General features: G+C 48.2%; 9 protein-coding genes. 1 reads left to right on the top strand and 8 read right to left on the bottom strand.

The annotated features are described in order from the left end of the window. Positions 1-132: 132 nt before the first annotated feature. The 5 genes from L5L91_RS06990 to L5L91_RS07010 form a co-directional block, all read right to left on the bottom strand. The gene (locus L5L91_RS06990; protein WP_263235977.1) at positions 133-2,445 is read right to left on the bottom strand and encodes a toxin-antitoxin system YwqK family antitoxin; all 2,313 of its coding nucleotides are present in this window, start codon (positions 2,443-2,445) and stop codon (positions 133-135) included. A 166-nt stretch (positions 2,446-2,611) separates the two neighbouring features. Further along, complete coding sequence (locus tag L5L91_RS06995) at positions 2,612-4,354, bottom strand: toxin-antitoxin system YwqK family antitoxin (protein ID WP_263235978.1); 1,743 nt, start codon at positions 4,352-4,354, stop codon at positions 2,612-2,614. A 12-nt stretch (positions 4,355-4,366) separates the two neighbouring features. Then, positions 4,367-6,664, bottom strand: coding sequence for a hypothetical protein (locus L5L91_RS07000; protein ID WP_263235979.1), 2,298 nt, complete (start codon positions 6,662-6,664; stop codon positions 4,367-4,369). Between the two features lie 217 nt (positions 6,665-6,881). Next, on the bottom strand, positions 6,882-8,090 hold the full coding sequence (locus L5L91_RS07005; RefSeq protein WP_219251124.1) for a NupC/NupG family nucleoside CNT transporter: 1,209 nt from the start codon (positions 8,088-8,090) through the stop codon (positions 6,882-6,884). 280 nt (positions 8,091-8,370) lie between these two features. Beyond that, entirely contained in the window at positions 8,371-9,318 is a 948-nt protein-coding gene (locus tag L5L91_RS07010) for a LysR family transcriptional regulator (protein WP_263235980.1), read from the bottom strand. A gap of 225 nt (positions 9,319-9,543) precedes the next feature. Here L5L91_RS07010 and L5L91_RS07015 point away from each other — a divergent pair, with 225 nt between their 5' ends. Next, complete coding sequence (locus tag L5L91_RS07015; protein WP_173243020.1) at positions 9,544-10,524, top strand: dienelactone hydrolase family protein; 981 nt, start codon at positions 9,544-9,546, stop codon at positions 10,522-10,524. Between the two features lie 107 nt (positions 10,525-10,631). Here L5L91_RS07015 and L5L91_RS07020 read toward each other — a convergent pair whose 3' ends face one another. Genes L5L91_RS07020 through L5L91_RS07030 form a run of 3 tightly spaced genes read right to left on the bottom strand, consistent with a single transcriptional unit; the run spans position 10,632 to position 15,348 of the window. Continuing rightward, entirely contained in the window at positions 10,632-11,921 is a 1,290-nt protein-coding gene (locus tag L5L91_RS07020) for a cytochrome c (protein ID WP_263235982.1), read from the bottom strand. Then, positions 11,921-12,454 (bottom strand): (2Fe-2S)-binding protein, encoded by a 534-nt coding sequence (locus tag L5L91_RS07025; protein ID WP_006082848.1) that lies wholly within the window; start codon positions 12,452-12,454, stop codon positions 11,921-11,923. Before L5L91_RS07025 ends, L5L91_RS07020 begins: the two co-directional genes overlap by 1 nt. Next, the gene (locus L5L91_RS07030; RefSeq protein ID WP_263235984.1) at positions 12,451-15,348 is read right to left on the bottom strand and encodes a xanthine dehydrogenase family protein molybdopterin-binding subunit; all 2,898 of its coding nucleotides are present in this window, start codon (positions 15,346-15,348) and stop codon (positions 12,451-12,453) included. Before L5L91_RS07030 ends, L5L91_RS07025 begins: the two co-directional genes overlap by 4 nt. Positions 15,349-15,758: the final 410 nt, after the last annotated feature.

Here is a 15,758-nt window from a genome sequence, read left to right on the forward strand (position 1 = left end):
CCTAAACGAAAAAAAAGGCCGTTAGTATAGACACTGGTTATGGCACACTTTGCATGAAACTTCCTTTAGATTTGGAGTTAAGGATAAATGTTTGAACTAGATCGCTTTTTAATCTAAAACCCCATTTTTAAGCTAGCCATGGTGTTCTGTTTTAATCAGCTTGCCGAGTTGATCATAATGATTCCAATCCCCTGATTCTCGATCGCTGAGATAACTGCCTTCAGTGCGTTTTTCACCATTAGGCCAAAAACTTTGCCATAGACCTTCCTTGCGATCCCTAAGATAAGTGCCTTGTTCGGCTAACTTGCCATTGTTGTGGTAATAGCTGGCATCGCCTTCTTTTTGGCCTTTCACCCAAGTTTCAACGAGTTCTGGCTTACCGTTCTGGTGATATTGCTTCACTTGACCATCAAGCGAACCCTTAGCATAAGTTGCCTCTAATTTGAGTTGGCCGTTACTGTAATATTCTTTCGTTTGGCCATGGCTTTGACCGTCTAAAAACTCAGTGCTAGCAGCTTGCATACCGTCCTCAAACCAGCTTTCCCACAATCCAGTTTGATTACCTTTATCCATAGCCCCGCTGAGTTTTAGCTGGCCATTGTTGGGATAGTACTCGGCATATGGGCCTGTTTTATCATTTTTATCATAGGTTTCTGAGCGGTAAACCACTTGCTTAAAGCTGTAAAACTCGCGAATTCCGTGGCGCTTGTTTTCCTGCCAATGGCTTTTTTGCTGGATATTCCCCTCGGGGATTGTGCCATAGGTAGGGTCTTTTTCTTCGTAGCGATAATCCGTCCACAGACCGGTTTTTTGGTCGTCCAGATACTCCCCTGTCACACGGCGGCGTCCGTGGTAATACTCTGCATAGTTACCATTAAGTTTGCCATTGGCGAAGGTTTGCTCCCGTTGTTTCAGGCCTTCGCTGTACTGTATCCATAGGCCTTCTTTATTGCCGTTTTGATATGTGCCTTCTTCATTGGGATCACCATTGGCATACCAGCGGGCGAAATGGCCATTAAGAGGGTAACGACTGGTATTGTCTTTTTTATCCCGTGCGTAGTGAGATACTTCCCGAGGTTTACCGTTATCGTAAAATGACTCATATTTTCCGACCCATTGGCCATCGATACGTTCGCCGCGCTCACTCACTGTGCCGTCGTCAAAATAGGTTTCTGATTTCCCTGTTGGTTTACCTTCAACGTATTGATCTAGCGTCCGCAGCTTGCCATTGTTGTGGTAACGGCGTGATTCACCGTGACGTTGCCCTTGTCGCCATTGCTCGGAGGATTGCAGCTTGCCAGCGTGATAGCGCTCAAATAGACCATCCTTAAATCCCATGTCGTAGTGGCTTTTTTCGAGCAAATTGCCTTCGGTATCATAACGCTCCGATGGTCCATGAAGCGGGTATTGGCCATTGTCAGTCAGCTTTGAGTCTTGGTAGTTACGTAATTCTTTAAGTTGGCCGTTGTTGTGGAAATATTTTTGCGTACCGGCGAGTTGATCCTGTTTATAGTTGAGAGCACTGGTGAGAATGCCCTCGGCATTAAAATATTGCTGTGGCCCGTCTAATGCACCATTAACATACTGTTCTTCAACTTGTAATTTACCTGCATCATTAAATTGCTGGCATTTACCTTGGCGTTGCCCAGCGCTATATTGGCAGCGGCTGGCGAGTTCACCATTGGGGTAAAATGTCCGTTCTTCACCCTCGAGCAGATTGAGATTAAACTGGCTGCTGCTTGATTTAGTCCCGTCATCGAAAAAGGTTTCCCATGCTCCTTGGCGACGGCCTTCTGCATCGAAGCGGCCCGTCACTGTGGCTTGTCCATTGGGATTTTGTTCTAAATAAGAACCTGAGAGTTGGTTGTTCGCATAGCTCTGGCTTTGGGACAAGGTGCCGTTTTCATAGAAACTTTCCCATTTCCCGTGGCGCAGGTTATCGAGGTAGCTTTCTTGGGCTTGCAGTTTGCCACTGTTATAGAAACGTTTTACTTGCTCCTTTTTACCGTCTTTATAGCGCGTCGTTTGGCTGAGATGGCCGCTGCTGTTGTATTCCTTCCATTCGCCCGTGGGCACGCCTTTGGCAAATTGCTGTTCCTCAGTAACGGCGCCGCTCAAATCGAACATATGCCAAGTGCCATCTTGATAACCCTGCTGATAGTTTCCTTCGACTAGCTTGCTGTTATTGGTATGAAATACTTGCCATTTACCATTAGGGATCCCCTCGGAAAACTGCCCTAAGGTATAGCCTTGGTTATCGCGCACTATGGCGATATCGCCATTTAAGGGCATGCCAGTGGCGAGATTGTAATAGCTGGGAATTCCGTCCTGTTGGCGGATTTCGACCATCATGGAGGAGAGATTTTGCGCTGCTTGTACATGGACACTGGTTAAGCTGGCTCCCGCAATCGCGAGGCTGATAAAGCGAAATGGCGTATTGAACATGCTGATTCCTTGCTCTGTTCTGGGTCTTAAGGCCGCGCCGTTTGCGGCCTATACAAGAATCCTAATTTTTTGCTGTTGAGTTTATTTATCGGGCTGTGCACTTATATACAGTGCACAGTGCACAGTGCCAAGGGTTAAGTTAATCGATTAAGCGAATATGCTTAGGCTAAAAAATAGGGAAAACATGGTCCGAGGTAATCACCGGCGGCGGTATTTCCCGATTTAAAAACTCGCCATGATGGAAGCTATTGATCACTTCTATCCAGCCATTATCCCTAAATTCGTATTGTTTACCATGAAGCCTGCCCTGCTCGTCATAATTCGCTATTTCAAGCACATAGTCTTCGGTATTACGCAGTTCCCAGTGGCCGACTTGTTTACCTTGGTCGAAGCGTCCGTACCAATAGTGTCTCTCAGGATTTGGCATTGGGTTGAAACCGAACTCACCATGGGTGTACACCCAGTCGCCATCCTGCTGCCCATTGCGGTATTCGCCCTTTTCATACAATTGGCCGTTCGTGGCGTAGCGTTGTACTAATCCTTCGGGTTTGCCATGGTTAAAGTTGATTAATTCAAGCAATTGCCCAGAACTTGTCTCATTACGGAATTCACCATCGAGCTCGCCTTGGGCATCATAGCTAAAGGTGAGGGTGGCATCCTCTTGTTGTTTTTTCCATTTGCCTGAGGGCTTGTCGTTGGCATATTGGCCTTGCTCGGCCAGCCATTGTTCCCCTGTCTCATGGTTAATTTTCAGCATTTCGTAGGGGCCTTCGCGCTTACCCTCTTTAAAATATTCCCGGGTAATCACTTTTACAGTTTGACTGCGGTTTAGGGTTTGCAGATATAAACCGGTCAATTGGTTATCGATATGCTCGCTGCGGCTAATTAACTCACCTTGCTCAAATATTTCGTTGAGAACCCATTTTTTAAGCTTGTCTTCTTCGATGTTAGAGGTAAGTTGACCTTCACTAAAGCGTTGATGCTTACGGTAAACCCAGTTGTTGTCTTGGTGTTTTTCTTCGGTTGAACTGAGCATTTCGCCCTTTTCATTGTATTTAATCGATAACTTCACATTCCATGGCGCCTCTATGATTTCCTTTTGGGCTATCTGGCCATTTTTAAAGTAATCCAGTTGTTCACCGACTTTATAATCATTGTGGTAGCGGTAGTGGCGCTTTACCTTGCCATCGTCGAAATATTCGAAGTAATCCCCGTGTTTCTTACCTTTGACATAAGCTTGGGTCGAAATGATTTTACCAAAGCTCCAATTGGTCTCGTTGCCATGTGTAAGCCCATCCACCATAGGGATTTCGACGTGTAAGTTGCCATTGTCATAGTACTGGGTAACACAAGTACCACTATTACAGACCTTGCCCCTAAGCTTGCCCTCGCTATCAAAAAGCTCGCTTATACCGACCTCTTTGCCATCTTTATAGGTCGTTTTGTAACGGATCTTTCCACCTTCCCAGTAACCCGTTTCAAGGCCTTGTTTAACGCCATTTTCATAGTGCGATTCAACATACAATTGGCCGGTGGCAATGTATTTTTTAAGCAAACCATGAAGTTGGCCTTGCCCATTGCGAAAGCCTTGTTCATAGGGTTTGCCATCCTCAAAGTAACATTGATAAGCACCGCGGAATTGTTCGCTCGTGAGGGTTTTGCCAATTTTGTTATCGGCGAGGGCACTGGCGCAGAAAAGCATATCGTTATTTTTGTAATAAACCTCAGCCTTATAATTGCCGTCGATAACTTCGGTCGATTGTTTTAGATAGTATTGAGCCTGTTTTTCATCTTTGACAACCTTCCAATGGGCATCGAGTAACACCTTTTGTGCATTGGCATTGGCACTGATAGTGATACAAATAAGTACCAGTGCTCCAAGGAGCAGTTTTACTGTAAATAGACGCATAACCGCTCCTTTTTATGGCAAAGGTTTAAAGGTGAATTCATAGGGGATGTCGACGGGGTTTTGAGAGAGAGTCATATAACTCACCTTAGCGGCAGGGCCCGCAACACTCAAATAGCGGCCATCGACCAGCGCCTCTTTAATCCGCAGTTCGGTGGTTTCGGGCAGTCGAATCGTTAGGGATTTGCCTTGGGCATCCTCGACTTTAAAGTAGTTCTTAAGATCTTTACTCGGCTCGTCACCATAACCGGTTTTTGTTAGCCAAGCTTGTAAATCGATTAACCAAGGACGTGGGTTAGCTGCCTGCTCTAAGGGTTGCCAACTGATATCACCTTGGCAATGGATTTTTCCTTGGATGTGTTTATCGTAGAAAAACTGCCGCTCGCGGTCGGGCGTCATCAGGGTATAGGCTGGTCCGTTTGGGGCATTATGCTCAAACAGCCAAGTGACTTCGTGTTTCCCCTCTTTAAAACCTTGTTCTATTTCAGGTTTACAGGCACTCGCTAATGCGGCTGACATAGGAATATACAGATTATGGCCATTTTCAGTCTCAGGTTTTATCCCTTGGATCGCACTGATTTCGGCGTTTGATGGCTCAAGATCTTGATAGAGGAAGTTATTGAGGCTCGAATCGCCAAACTCGCTTAAGGGATTGGCCAGATTTTGGTTGTAGTCGGTAAAGGTCACAAAGCGGATGTTCCTGGTTTGGCTTAACTCCGGCTGTGGCTGGCTCTCCAGTATTACAACGGTTTTAGGGATTTCATCTAGCTTAAGTAGCAGGGCGCGGGTGCTAAGGTGATGAGGATCATCGACACCGATTAATTCCCCCAGCAGTTCCTTATCCGTCACCGTTAACCATTTAGGATAATCACCATCGCGACGGGCTTCGGCCATCTTTCCTTTAAATTGCTGAAAAGGAAGGTTAATGTTTTTAGTCTTACTCTGCTTTGTCACGACTTTAAATAGCTTTGCCTCGGCGTCGAGCACCTGAATCGTGAGGCTCGCATCGCCAAAGGTATAGGGAGTGGCGACCAGTTCATCCCACGATTTTTCGACTATCTTATTGCTTTCGGGGATAAGAGTCAGCTTGGCGGTGATATGGTCTATCTGTTTGAGTTTATTGGCGGTGTTGTCCCAGCCTGTGGCGATAAGATCTACCGAAGACTCAATCGAGCGGTTGAAATTCATCGCCACACCTCTGCTGTGCTGCCAGAAGTGAATGTCTATCGGATTTCCGCTGGCATCAAAGGCGGCTAAGTCTTCATAATTCACATTAGCAACCACATATCGCGGGCTCATATTATGCACAAAGCGCAATTGCAGCACTTCTGGCGTGTCAGCGCCCCATGGGCCAATATTATCAAGAATACCTTGCTGATCAGCTAATAAGGATTTTATAAAGTCCTTATCATGGGCTTTATATTCCCGCGGAACATCGCTAATCGGGTAGAGCTCTTTTTGCAGATCATCTATATCACGCTCCGCATCGTAGTTAGCGTCGGCATGCCAAAGCATGCTCATAATATAAGGGCTATCCTTGGGCGCCATGGCGATGCGGCGGGTGAGAGTACTGCCTTGCTGCACTTCTTGTTGAAAAAACGCCATGCTCTCTAACCAACCGGTTTTGCGGTTAAGCTCGAACTTGCCATAGGCCTTAAAGTTGTCTTTCTCACCTTGTACTACTGCAAATAACTTATCTTCGGTCACTTGCTCAACCGTCCAAGTTAGGCGTGCATCCATGGGGGCGCTGATGCTATAACCGACCCTAGGCTCAAGTGCTACAGGCAAGGTTGGAGCTTGTTTAAACAAGCTATTAAGATTCACCCAGTGGTCAAATAATTCCTTGATATCTTTTTGGTCCATCTTGGCAATGGGAGTCAGTTGGCGGACTTCACCATTGTTAAATTCCACATTAAAGCCATCTTTAACCAACTGAAAGATTTCATTAGAGTTACCTTTAGGGTCGATATTACTCACCGGAATCGGCATGCCATAATCGCTAATTTGCAGCATATTAGGTTGGATAAAAAAACGGGCGTTATGGGTTAACGGCGTTGTTAAGCTGGTCGCCTTACCCTCTGCATTCTGTAATTGGTAATCCAGCAGCAGTCGTGCCTGCAGCACTTTGCGGGTTTCAAAGCCATCATTGAGGTTTATGGTGGAGATAATCTGATATTCACGCTCTGTGGGTATGTTGGTATTAACTGAATTGGAGGGTGACGTTGAGTTATCGCAGGCGGTTAACAAGAGTGTTATACCTGCCATTGTCAGTGTGATTGCGGCGTTAACTGCCTTGTATTTCACTATGGCCATTCGTACTCCTTTGGCTACGCATGTTATTGAAATGTAAACTCATTAATCTTTTTCTGGCGACATTATACACAAAAAATATCTGGGGCATAAAAGAAAACCCAAACCAAGCTTGCTTGATTTGGGTTTGTGTTGATCGCGGTTTTGCTGCGCGAGAGTGGCTAACTTAGTGGTTAACTCAATGGTGAGATGAGTGCTTAAAAAAGCCCAAGCTGATGGATTACAGCGAGAGGATCACGCTGGCAATTGCTGCACTCATGAGGTTAGCGAATACGCCAGCGGCAATGGCGCGAAAACCATTACGGGCGATAAATTCGCGGCGCTCTGGCACCATGCTACCCAGCCCACCGATCAAAATCGCCATGGTTGAAATGTTCGCAAAACCACACAGGGCAAAAGTCACAACGGCCTGAGAATGGGCGCTCAGTTGGTCTTCGACTTTCATTAACTGGATGAAGGCTACAAATTCATTCACCACGATTTTTTGGCCAATCAGTGAGCCCGCAGTAATGGCTTCATGCCAAGGAATACCCAGCAGCCAAGCCATAGGGGCGAACAGATAACCGAGCAAGAACTCGAAGCTTAACTGGTAACCGAACCATTCACCCACAGCGCCTAACATGCCGTTCAACAGGGCGATAACGCTGACAAAAGCTAGCAGAGTGGCACCAATCCCGACTGAGATCCGCATGCCAGACATAGCGCCATCGGCTAAGGCTTCAACCACATTGGTGGCGCGTGGCAGTTCGACAGAGGTGATTTCATCGGCACTATTTTTATCGTTTTCGCTAGGCGGCATAAGAATTTTTGCCATCAACAGACCCGCTGGCGCAGACATAAAGGCGGCGGCAATCAGATAGTTAAGATCGACACCTAAAGCGGCATATCCCACTAATGTACCGCCCGCGACTGAGGCTAAACCACAGCTCATTACCGCGAAGAATTGCGAATCGCTCATGTGCTTTAAATAAGGTTTGATCACCAGCGGCGCTTCAATCATGCCGACGAAGATATTCGCCGTGGCAGATAAAGACTCGGCGCGGCCCGTGCCCAGTAAACGCTGCAGACCACCACCAATAATGTTGATCACCTTAGGCATAAGACCAATATGGTATAGAGCTGAAATCAGCGCCGAGAAGAAGATGATGATACCTAAAACATTGATCGCAAATACGAAGCCGACTTTACCCGTGGCGAGATCGCCAAACAGGAAACCAATCCCTTCGTTGCCGTAGGCTATCACGCTCGACACGCCCGCCGTAACAGACTGCAATACGGCCTTACCCGCAGGGACGTAGAGCACTAACAGGGCAAATATAATTTGTAGGCCTAGGGCTAAAATCACAGTGCGGTAGGGAATGTTCTTGCGGTTCACTGACAGTAACCAAGCAAAAAACAAGATGCTAATCATGCCTAATATCGCGGTCATAATGGGTTTATTCTTTTGAGTGATAGAAGAAGTCGCGCATTGTAGGCCGAGTCAGCGTAAGGGCAAGTCGCGGGCGTTACTGGGCTGTTACGATAAAAGTGTCGAAAATAGCAACAGTTTAACTTGCTGTTTATGCAGGAGAATAAAATAAATTTCGGCTACTGTTGCCCAGAGGAAATAATATTTATGTCTGCGGCAATAATCGAAATCATGCCACAGACGACTTTAGGCTGGTGTCGTAGTCAGTACTTTTTTGAAATGCAGCTTAAGTGACTGCAGTTTAAGTGACTGTCTTACCTAACCAAGGTTTGAGCTTTTTATCCCAGTAGGGCGGGTGGCCGATATGGGACTTTAAACACTCGATTATCACCTTGTACTTAGTCGGTAAATGGCGCCGCCTTGGGTAAACCACATAAACGGGCATCTGTTGCAGTGGTTTCCAATCGGGTAAGAGTTGGATCAGTTTTCCGCTTTGAAACTCATCACTGAGTAAATACGTGGCCACATAGCCTATGCCGCGCCCTGCAATCACCGCATTGCGCACGGCTTCGGCTAAATCGACACGGTAATTTCCCGCCACATGCACGGTTTGTTCTAGGTCATCCTTAGCAAAACTCCAGCGATCATAATTACGGCTCTTGCTTTGATAGATAACGCAATTATGTTGCGCTAACGCCTGTGGATGGTGTGGCACGCCGTACTTGAGTAAATAATCGGGAGAGGCGACCACCACAAAGTTAGTCTCGGCGAGGTGCTGGGCGATATAACCTTCGTTCAGCTGTTCATGGTTAGTGATCCACAGATCGAGACCTTCCTCTAGCATGTCGGCTTTATGGTCGAACAGGCTTAGCTCAAATCGCAATTCGGGGTACTTTTGCTGCAACACTTCCAGCGCGGGGATAATGTGTAAGGTGCCAAAGGACTGGGAGGAACCGAGGCGAATCGTACCGCTAATGTCATCGCGGGCATCCAGCATAATCGCATCGGCATTTTGCGTCGCTTCAAACACTTGCTCACAGTAATGGGCAAACTGTTGGCCCGCGTCGGTTAGCACTAAGGTGCGAGTGGTCCGCTGGACTAACAGTAAGTTCAGCTCGGCTTCCAGTGCGCCAAGCTGCTTGCTGACATAGGAAGTCGAGGTTTTTAACTTGGCCGCCGCTTGGGTAAAACTACCACTGGTCACCAGAGTGTGGAATATCACCATCTGGCTAGCTCTATGTTGTATCACGCTAGGCCCTCTAGAATCTAAATCGCTATTTTAAGCTAGCCTTGCCCTAACCGACAGCCGTTTGTGCCGATCGTGTGCTATTTCAAAATAAACTTACCAAACGGCACACGTTAAAGTCAGTTGCCCTAAGTGCGATTCTTACTTTACTCTTGAGTTAAATCTTAACACCCACAAGCTAGGGAAGACGTGTTACCTGTGGTTAGCTTGTTCAATGGAGGAATAACGATGACACAACAAGACAAGCAAGCCTTAGCAGAAACAAGTCAGATACATGCCCAGAAAGTACAACCGATACCGCAGGAAGCCTTTGACTGGTATGACGAATATGCCCATGGCATTATCGATCGCCGTGAGTTTATGGGGCGGCTCGCAGGACTGGTGGCGCTTGGTTTCACCATGACGATGCTCACGGGCGCACTCTTGCCGAACTATGCACTTGCTGAGCAAGTCTCCTTTAACGATCCCAGTATTCAAGCCAGTTATGTTAAGTTTCCCTCGCCAAATGGTTACGGTGAAGGGCGCGGCTACTTAGTCATGCCCGATGAGTTATTGCTCGCGGGCAGTGCCGCAGGTGAGCCGAAAACCTTAGATCTCAGTAAAAAAGCCGCTGTGGTATTAGTGGTGCACGAAAATCGTGGCCTAAATCCCTATATCGAAGATGTGGCTCGCCGATTGGCCGCGCAGGGGTATATCGCCTTCGCCCCCGATGCGCTTTATTCCCTCGGTGGTTATCCGGGTAATGATGATGCGGGCCGCGCCATGCAAAGCAGTTTAGACAGAGCCAAAATCGAGCAAGACTTTATTGCCGCTGCGCAGTTTTTAAAATCCCATCCCCAAAGCAATGGCAAACTCGGTGCCGTAGGTTTTTGCTTTGGCGGCTATATCGTCAATATGCTGGCCGCCACGATTCCCGATGAACTCAATGCAGGCGTACCTTTCTATGGCACACCCGCGGCTGCAGAACTGCGTAGCCGAGTAAAGGGGCCACTTATGTTGCAATTTGCTGGGCTCGATCAGCGGGTAAACGACACTTGGGCCGAGTACGAAACCCAGCTAAAAGCCAACAAAGCCGATTACGTCGCCTATCTTTACCCGAATGTGAATCACGGTTTTCATAACGACTCCACTGGCCGATACGATAAAGCCACCGCCGAACTCGCTTGGGCGCGCAGCTTAGCCTTTTTTGATACTCGACTGCGTGGTTAGTGAGAATAAACGCCGTTGACTGACAGATTTTCGTGCTCTAAATCATTCAAGCAAAAGCCGACTCTAGAGTCGGCTTTTATTTTAAATCTCCCACATACCTATGTGGGTTAGTCGTGCTCGAGGATCACTTCTTTTAAGCTTTGGATGGTTTTTACATCGAGATTACCAGCTTGTGTGCTCCAGGTGAGTCTTAGGTAATTGGCTAAGTCTTTAATCTGCTCGTCGCTTAACTCATCAGCATATCCCGGCATGGCATAAAAGCTGGTGGTAGCGTTGTAATGCTGGCTCTGAATGCCTTTTAGTATTACGGCGACGATATTATGAGGACTCGCTTTATCTAAGGTGGCGTTTCCTGCCATCGCGGGGGCGACATTAGGGCGACCTTCACCATTTTGACCATGGCAACCGGCGCAGTAACCTTTGTAGAGCGTATAGCCTGGCAGTTCAGGTTTATGGCCGTTAAAGGTGAGCGGATCCGGTTTAAGATCATCGTCGTTATCGAGCAGATAACTGCTTACCGCGCGCATATCATCATCGGTTAAGTGGCTAAAGCTGTGATACACCACGGGATACATGCCGCCAAAGACGGTGCCTTTACGGGAGTAGCCTTCGGTAAACAGCGACTTAAGATCCTCATGGGTCCAGTTCTGCCTGTTAAGCTCAGCGGGGCGAATGTCCGATGCCTCTAGCCCTTCGATAATCGCGCCCTCAAAGTGCTTGTCCTGCTCCATGGCAAACAGCGTGTCTCTTGGGGTGTGGCATTCACCGCAATGCCCTAGGGCATTGACTAAGTAATTGCCACGATTCCAATGCTCGCTTTTTTCCTTGCTCGGGGTAAATTCCTTGGCATCGTGGGCGACTAAGTTCCAAGCTTTTAGGCCAAAACGCAGGTTAAACGGAAAGTACACATCATTGTCGCGGTTGGCTTGTTTGATGGGTTTAGTACTCATCAGATAGGCATAAATCGCCTGAGTGTCTGCGTCCGTGAGCAAACTGTAGGAAGTGTAAGGCATAGCAGGATAGAGGTTGCCGTTGATGCCAACACCGTGGTGCATGGCATCAAAAAACTCCTCGTAACTGTATTTGCCAATACCGGTTTCTTTATCTGAGGTGATATTGGTTGAGTACACAGCACCAAAGGGCGTTTCGAACGGCAAACCGCCCGCGAGTTCGCGCCCACCCACCGCAGTATGGCAGGCCACGCAGTCACCTATCTTCATCAGATACGCGCCGCGTGCGATGTCGTTATTCGTATTGCCGCCTTCATCGGCAACGCTGCTGGAACAGGCGAGCAAACCTAGCCCTAAGCTCAGGAGTAGATTGTGGCTCAACAGATTTTTTATCCTACTAATGTACGAGAAATTGCGCTGGAAATAGCGCAGATTGGCTGATGTCATCACAGGGTTAACCCCTTAGTTTTGAGGATCAGATCTTTGACCGCCGCATAGTATTTTACGTAGCCAGTACAGCGGCATACGTGTTCACTCAAGGCATCTTCAACGACTTTTTCAACTTGATCTTTAGCGATAGGTTGTCGCTCTAATCGCTCAAGCAGTGCGGTTGATTCGTTGACAAAGCCCGAGGTACACCAACCACATTGAAACGAAAAGTGCTCTAAAAAAGCTTCTTGCACTGGGCTTAGGGCGGTGATTTCGCCGAGGGAGTTTTGTCTAGCATGACCTTCGACAGTGCGGACGCGCTTACCATTGAAACGCTCTACACCATTGATGCAGGTACGCACCACTTCGCTCATGCCTTGCTCGTCGTCGACGATCACTGTACAGGCGTGGCATACGCCTGCGCCACAACCAAACTTAGTGCCTGTGAGGTTCAAGTATTCATGTAGAAACTCAATCATCATCACACCATCGGCGACTTCAATCGGGCCTACGGCTTGGTTATTAATGGTCAGTTTAATAGACTGGCTCATGCCATGGCCTCCTTAATTTTTTTCGCTGTCATAGGTAAATCGTAAAAGCGGACATGGGTTGCTTGATACACGGCTTCAATCAGCGCCGCGACCACAGGGATCATCACCACTTCGGCGATACCACGGCTGGGATCGTTATCAGATAACTGCGGCAATATGGTATGACGTTGATCCCACACGCCCACATGCCGCGCTAACGGCACCTGATAGCGATTGAGGTTCCAGGTACCATTACCTGCGCCTGCTTCAAATGGCGGTAAGCCTTCATGCAGTGCATGGCCTATTCCCATCGCAAGGCCACCTTGAATTTGCCCTTCGACTAATTCTTTAACAATCACTTTGCCCGCCTCTAACCAAGTATGAGAACTCAGTAGCGTGACTTCGCCATTGCCTTCGTTAACGGCCACTTCAACCAAAGTGGCGCAGGGGGCGTAGTAAGTCACCATGGCATTGTTCAGTTCGGCTCTGGGATAACTCATGGCTTGACGATCGATCAAGTGATAGCCATTAGACTTCATGCTGGCTTGACGCGCTTTGATACTCATAGTCGTGTCAGAGGTGGCCGCAAACGTTGCGTTGCCTTCGCCGTATTGCAGCGCCAGCGCATCGAGTGCTAAACGCTCTTTAGTGCCAAGAATGTCGAAATCGGCTTCAGCCCAAGCCCAGCGATTAAAGGCATGGCCCATCACGCCGACCACTAAACCCATGTCGTGGGCGCGTTTAGCGAGAATATCCAGCGACAATGGCGGAAAGCCCAAGGCAGTTAGCTTGCCATCGACCCAGCGACCATCCCGTGAGTTATGCAAATTAGTCGAGCCCATCGGAGTGTTAAAATACAACTCGTTCCAAATTGATACCGCCGCAGGCCACAGGCCGTGACGATAGATAATATCGGCGGCGATGCGGCTGACATGGCTTTGATAATAGGCCGACATAGATGCCGACGATGCCATGGCTTTAACGGGCGTCCAGCGTGGATTAGCCGTCATTTCATCTTGGCGTTGCTGCGAAATAATATAAGGATTATCGGTTTGCACTAATTGCATTGCATCCCAAATATCCACTTCGGCGAGTTTTACTTCATCGGCAAAGTTGCCAAGGGCATCGCTGACCACAACGGCTTGCGAGGTTTGCGTGCCTGTGCCCATTTCGATAAAGCCGATTTCTAGGGTGATTTTACCGTCTTTAGCTAGGCGAACCGCCGCACTTGGCGCCGCTGCGCCCGTACCATAATCTTTGGTGGCGATACCAAAACCGACGCCGTAACGCATCCCCGGATGTTTGGCCTCATAGTCCTTTTTATTCACCGCGCGGTTTTGCCACACTGGAGCTTGCTCGGCCATCTCGAGCATTTCGCGGTAACGTAAAGTACCGTTAGGAATCGCACCTTGAGTATTGCGCTGGCCGGATTCCATCACGTTGGCGGCGCGCAGTTTAAAGGGATCAACCTTTAGCTCGTCGGCTATCTCGTGGATCATACATTCCATCGCCGTCATCGATTGCAGCGTGCCATAACCGCGCATCGAACCCGCATCTGGATTACGCGACGCATAGGCGGTGGCGATAATATCGTTGCGCGGCGTGTAGTAAATGCTTTGCATCGCTGTCGCACCAACCGAGGTCACAGACGGGGTAAAGTTGACTCGTCCGCCGCCATCGACTGTCATCTGTGAAGTTAAGGCTTGGATTTTTAAGGTCGATTTATCCACCGCTAAGCGGCTTTTCATGAGGAACGGATGACGTTTAAGGCCAGATTGGAATTGTTCGAATCTGTCATTGGCGAGTCGGATTGGCCCCTTGGCATAAACAGCCGCGATCACGCCGTAATAAGGAAATATCGAATGGTCTTTCGCGCCAAATCCACCGCCGATATAAGGCGAGTGCACCACAAGATGTTTTACCTTGCCTGCCAGTGGGCTAGATAACAGCATGTGCACTGCCATCTCTTGAAAGTCCTGCGGCGACTGCGAGGTAATAACCGTATGAAAGGTTTGGCTAGTTGCGTCATACCAGCCGTTAAAGGCTTCGGGTTCCATCATCATAGGATCGATGATCTGGGTGCGATATTCCCGCTCTAACACTTGCCATTGTTGATTGGCTTGGGCGCTAGCAATCTGCTTATCTATCTCACCCGCATAATAAAGCCCGCGCTCAGACACTGTCCCTTTGGCATTCGGATTGCCTAACCATTCAGGCTTGCGATCTTTTACGCTGGGGAAAAACAGCCCATCGTGGAGTGGGCTATATAAATCTTCCCGTGCGCCATTTTCACCTTCAACTCGAATAAGGCGCCAGCTGGCGTAAGGGTCTTTAGAGTCCGACACAAACGGCGTTTGCTCACCAAAGCGCAGTAAGGTCTGGTCAAATTGCAGCAAGGACTTAGCTTGCTTAAAGGCGGGGAAACTGTCGAACAACAATATAGCCACCGCATGACCTAAGTAGTCAGCGGTTTGCCCCTCGGCCAGTAACATGTTGTCACCGTAAAAATCGGGCAGCTTGATTTTATCACGGGCCAGATCGGCCGCAGTGATCACTTTATAGGGCTTAGCCGACGCGGGCAGGTGGTCGAGTGAAAAGCCTTGATAAACATGGGAGGCATCGGCAGCGCGAAGTATAAAAGCGTAACCTTGCTGCTTGGGCCAGCCCTCCATGTCCATAGCGCGGTAATCACGGCCATAGACTTTTTGGCCTGTGACCTTAGCTATGCCGTCGTTACGAAACTTAGGTTTGGATTGACCATTAACCTGAGTTTGCCATTGGGCTGCCAGTTCAGGTGAGACAATCGCCGCATTCGCGCGACTCATTTCCCACAACAAAGGGGCCGAATATACGGCAACCCCGCCAATCACACATTGCTTGATAAAGGTCCGGCGTGACGTATTAGATGGTTCCATATCTCAACCTCAGTTGTGCTTCCGTGTAATATCAGCCGCGCTGCATGGTATCGCCCGATATAAGCGTGTTGTCGATCGACTTTTTATTGATTGTTGCGACATAGCTTTGATAAACACTGAATGTAAATTTACATTAGCCACGTTAGCATGTAGGGCCGAAAATGCAAATTTAGGCGGTTAATCGTTGCAGTTTTGACCAAGCTAAATCAGAGTGTAAAACCCGTGTTATCAGGCTTCTGCAGTGATGTTCGCACTGTGATTCAACTCAGTTACGTTATGGCTGAATTTTGTTCAGCACCCTTTGCGCTGAGCCCTTGAGCAATGCGCTCAATTGGGGCTTATTTGCGCGCCAAAATTAGGTCGCATGTAATAGTGAGTTAATACGGCCTAGCGGCCGAGGTGAATCAAAG

The sequence above is a fragment of the Shewanella sp. SM55 genome (assembly GCF_025654025.1).
Classification (GTDB): Bacteria; Pseudomonadota; Gammaproteobacteria; order Enterobacterales; family Shewanellaceae; genus Shewanella; species Shewanella oncorhynchi.

Bases quoted from the DNA above. Each gene is read 5' to 3' on its own strand.
- L5L91_RS07000 (WP_263235979.1), bottom strand. From the start codon at position 6,664: ATGGCCATAGTGAAATACAAGGCAGTTAACGCCGCAATCACACTGACA.
- L5L91_RS06995 (WP_263235978.1), bottom strand. From the start codon at position 4,354: ATGCGTCTATTTACAGTAAAACTGCTCCTTGGAGCACTGGTACTTATT.
- L5L91_RS07020 (WP_263235982.1), bottom strand. From the start codon at position 11,921: ATGACATCAGCCAATCTGCGCTATTTCCAGCGCAATTTCTCGTACATT.
- L5L91_RS07025 (WP_006082848.1), bottom strand. From the start codon at position 12,454: ATGAGCCAGTCTATTAAACTGACCATTAATAACCAAGCCGTAGGCCCG.
- L5L91_RS07030 (WP_263235984.1), bottom strand. From the start codon at position 15,348: ATGGAACCATCTAATACGTCACGCCGGACCTTTATCAAGCAATGTGTG.
- L5L91_RS07005 (WP_219251124.1), bottom strand. From the start codon at position 8,090: ATGACCGCGATATTAGGCATGATTAGCATCTTGTTTTTTGCTTGGTTA.
- L5L91_RS06990 (WP_263235977.1), bottom strand. From the start codon at position 2,445: ATGTTCAATACGCCATTTCGCTTTATCAGCCTCGCGATTGCGGGAGCC.
- L5L91_RS07015 (WP_173243020.1), top strand. From the start codon at position 9,544: ATGACACAACAAGACAAGCAAGCCTTAGCAGAAACAAGTCAGATACAT.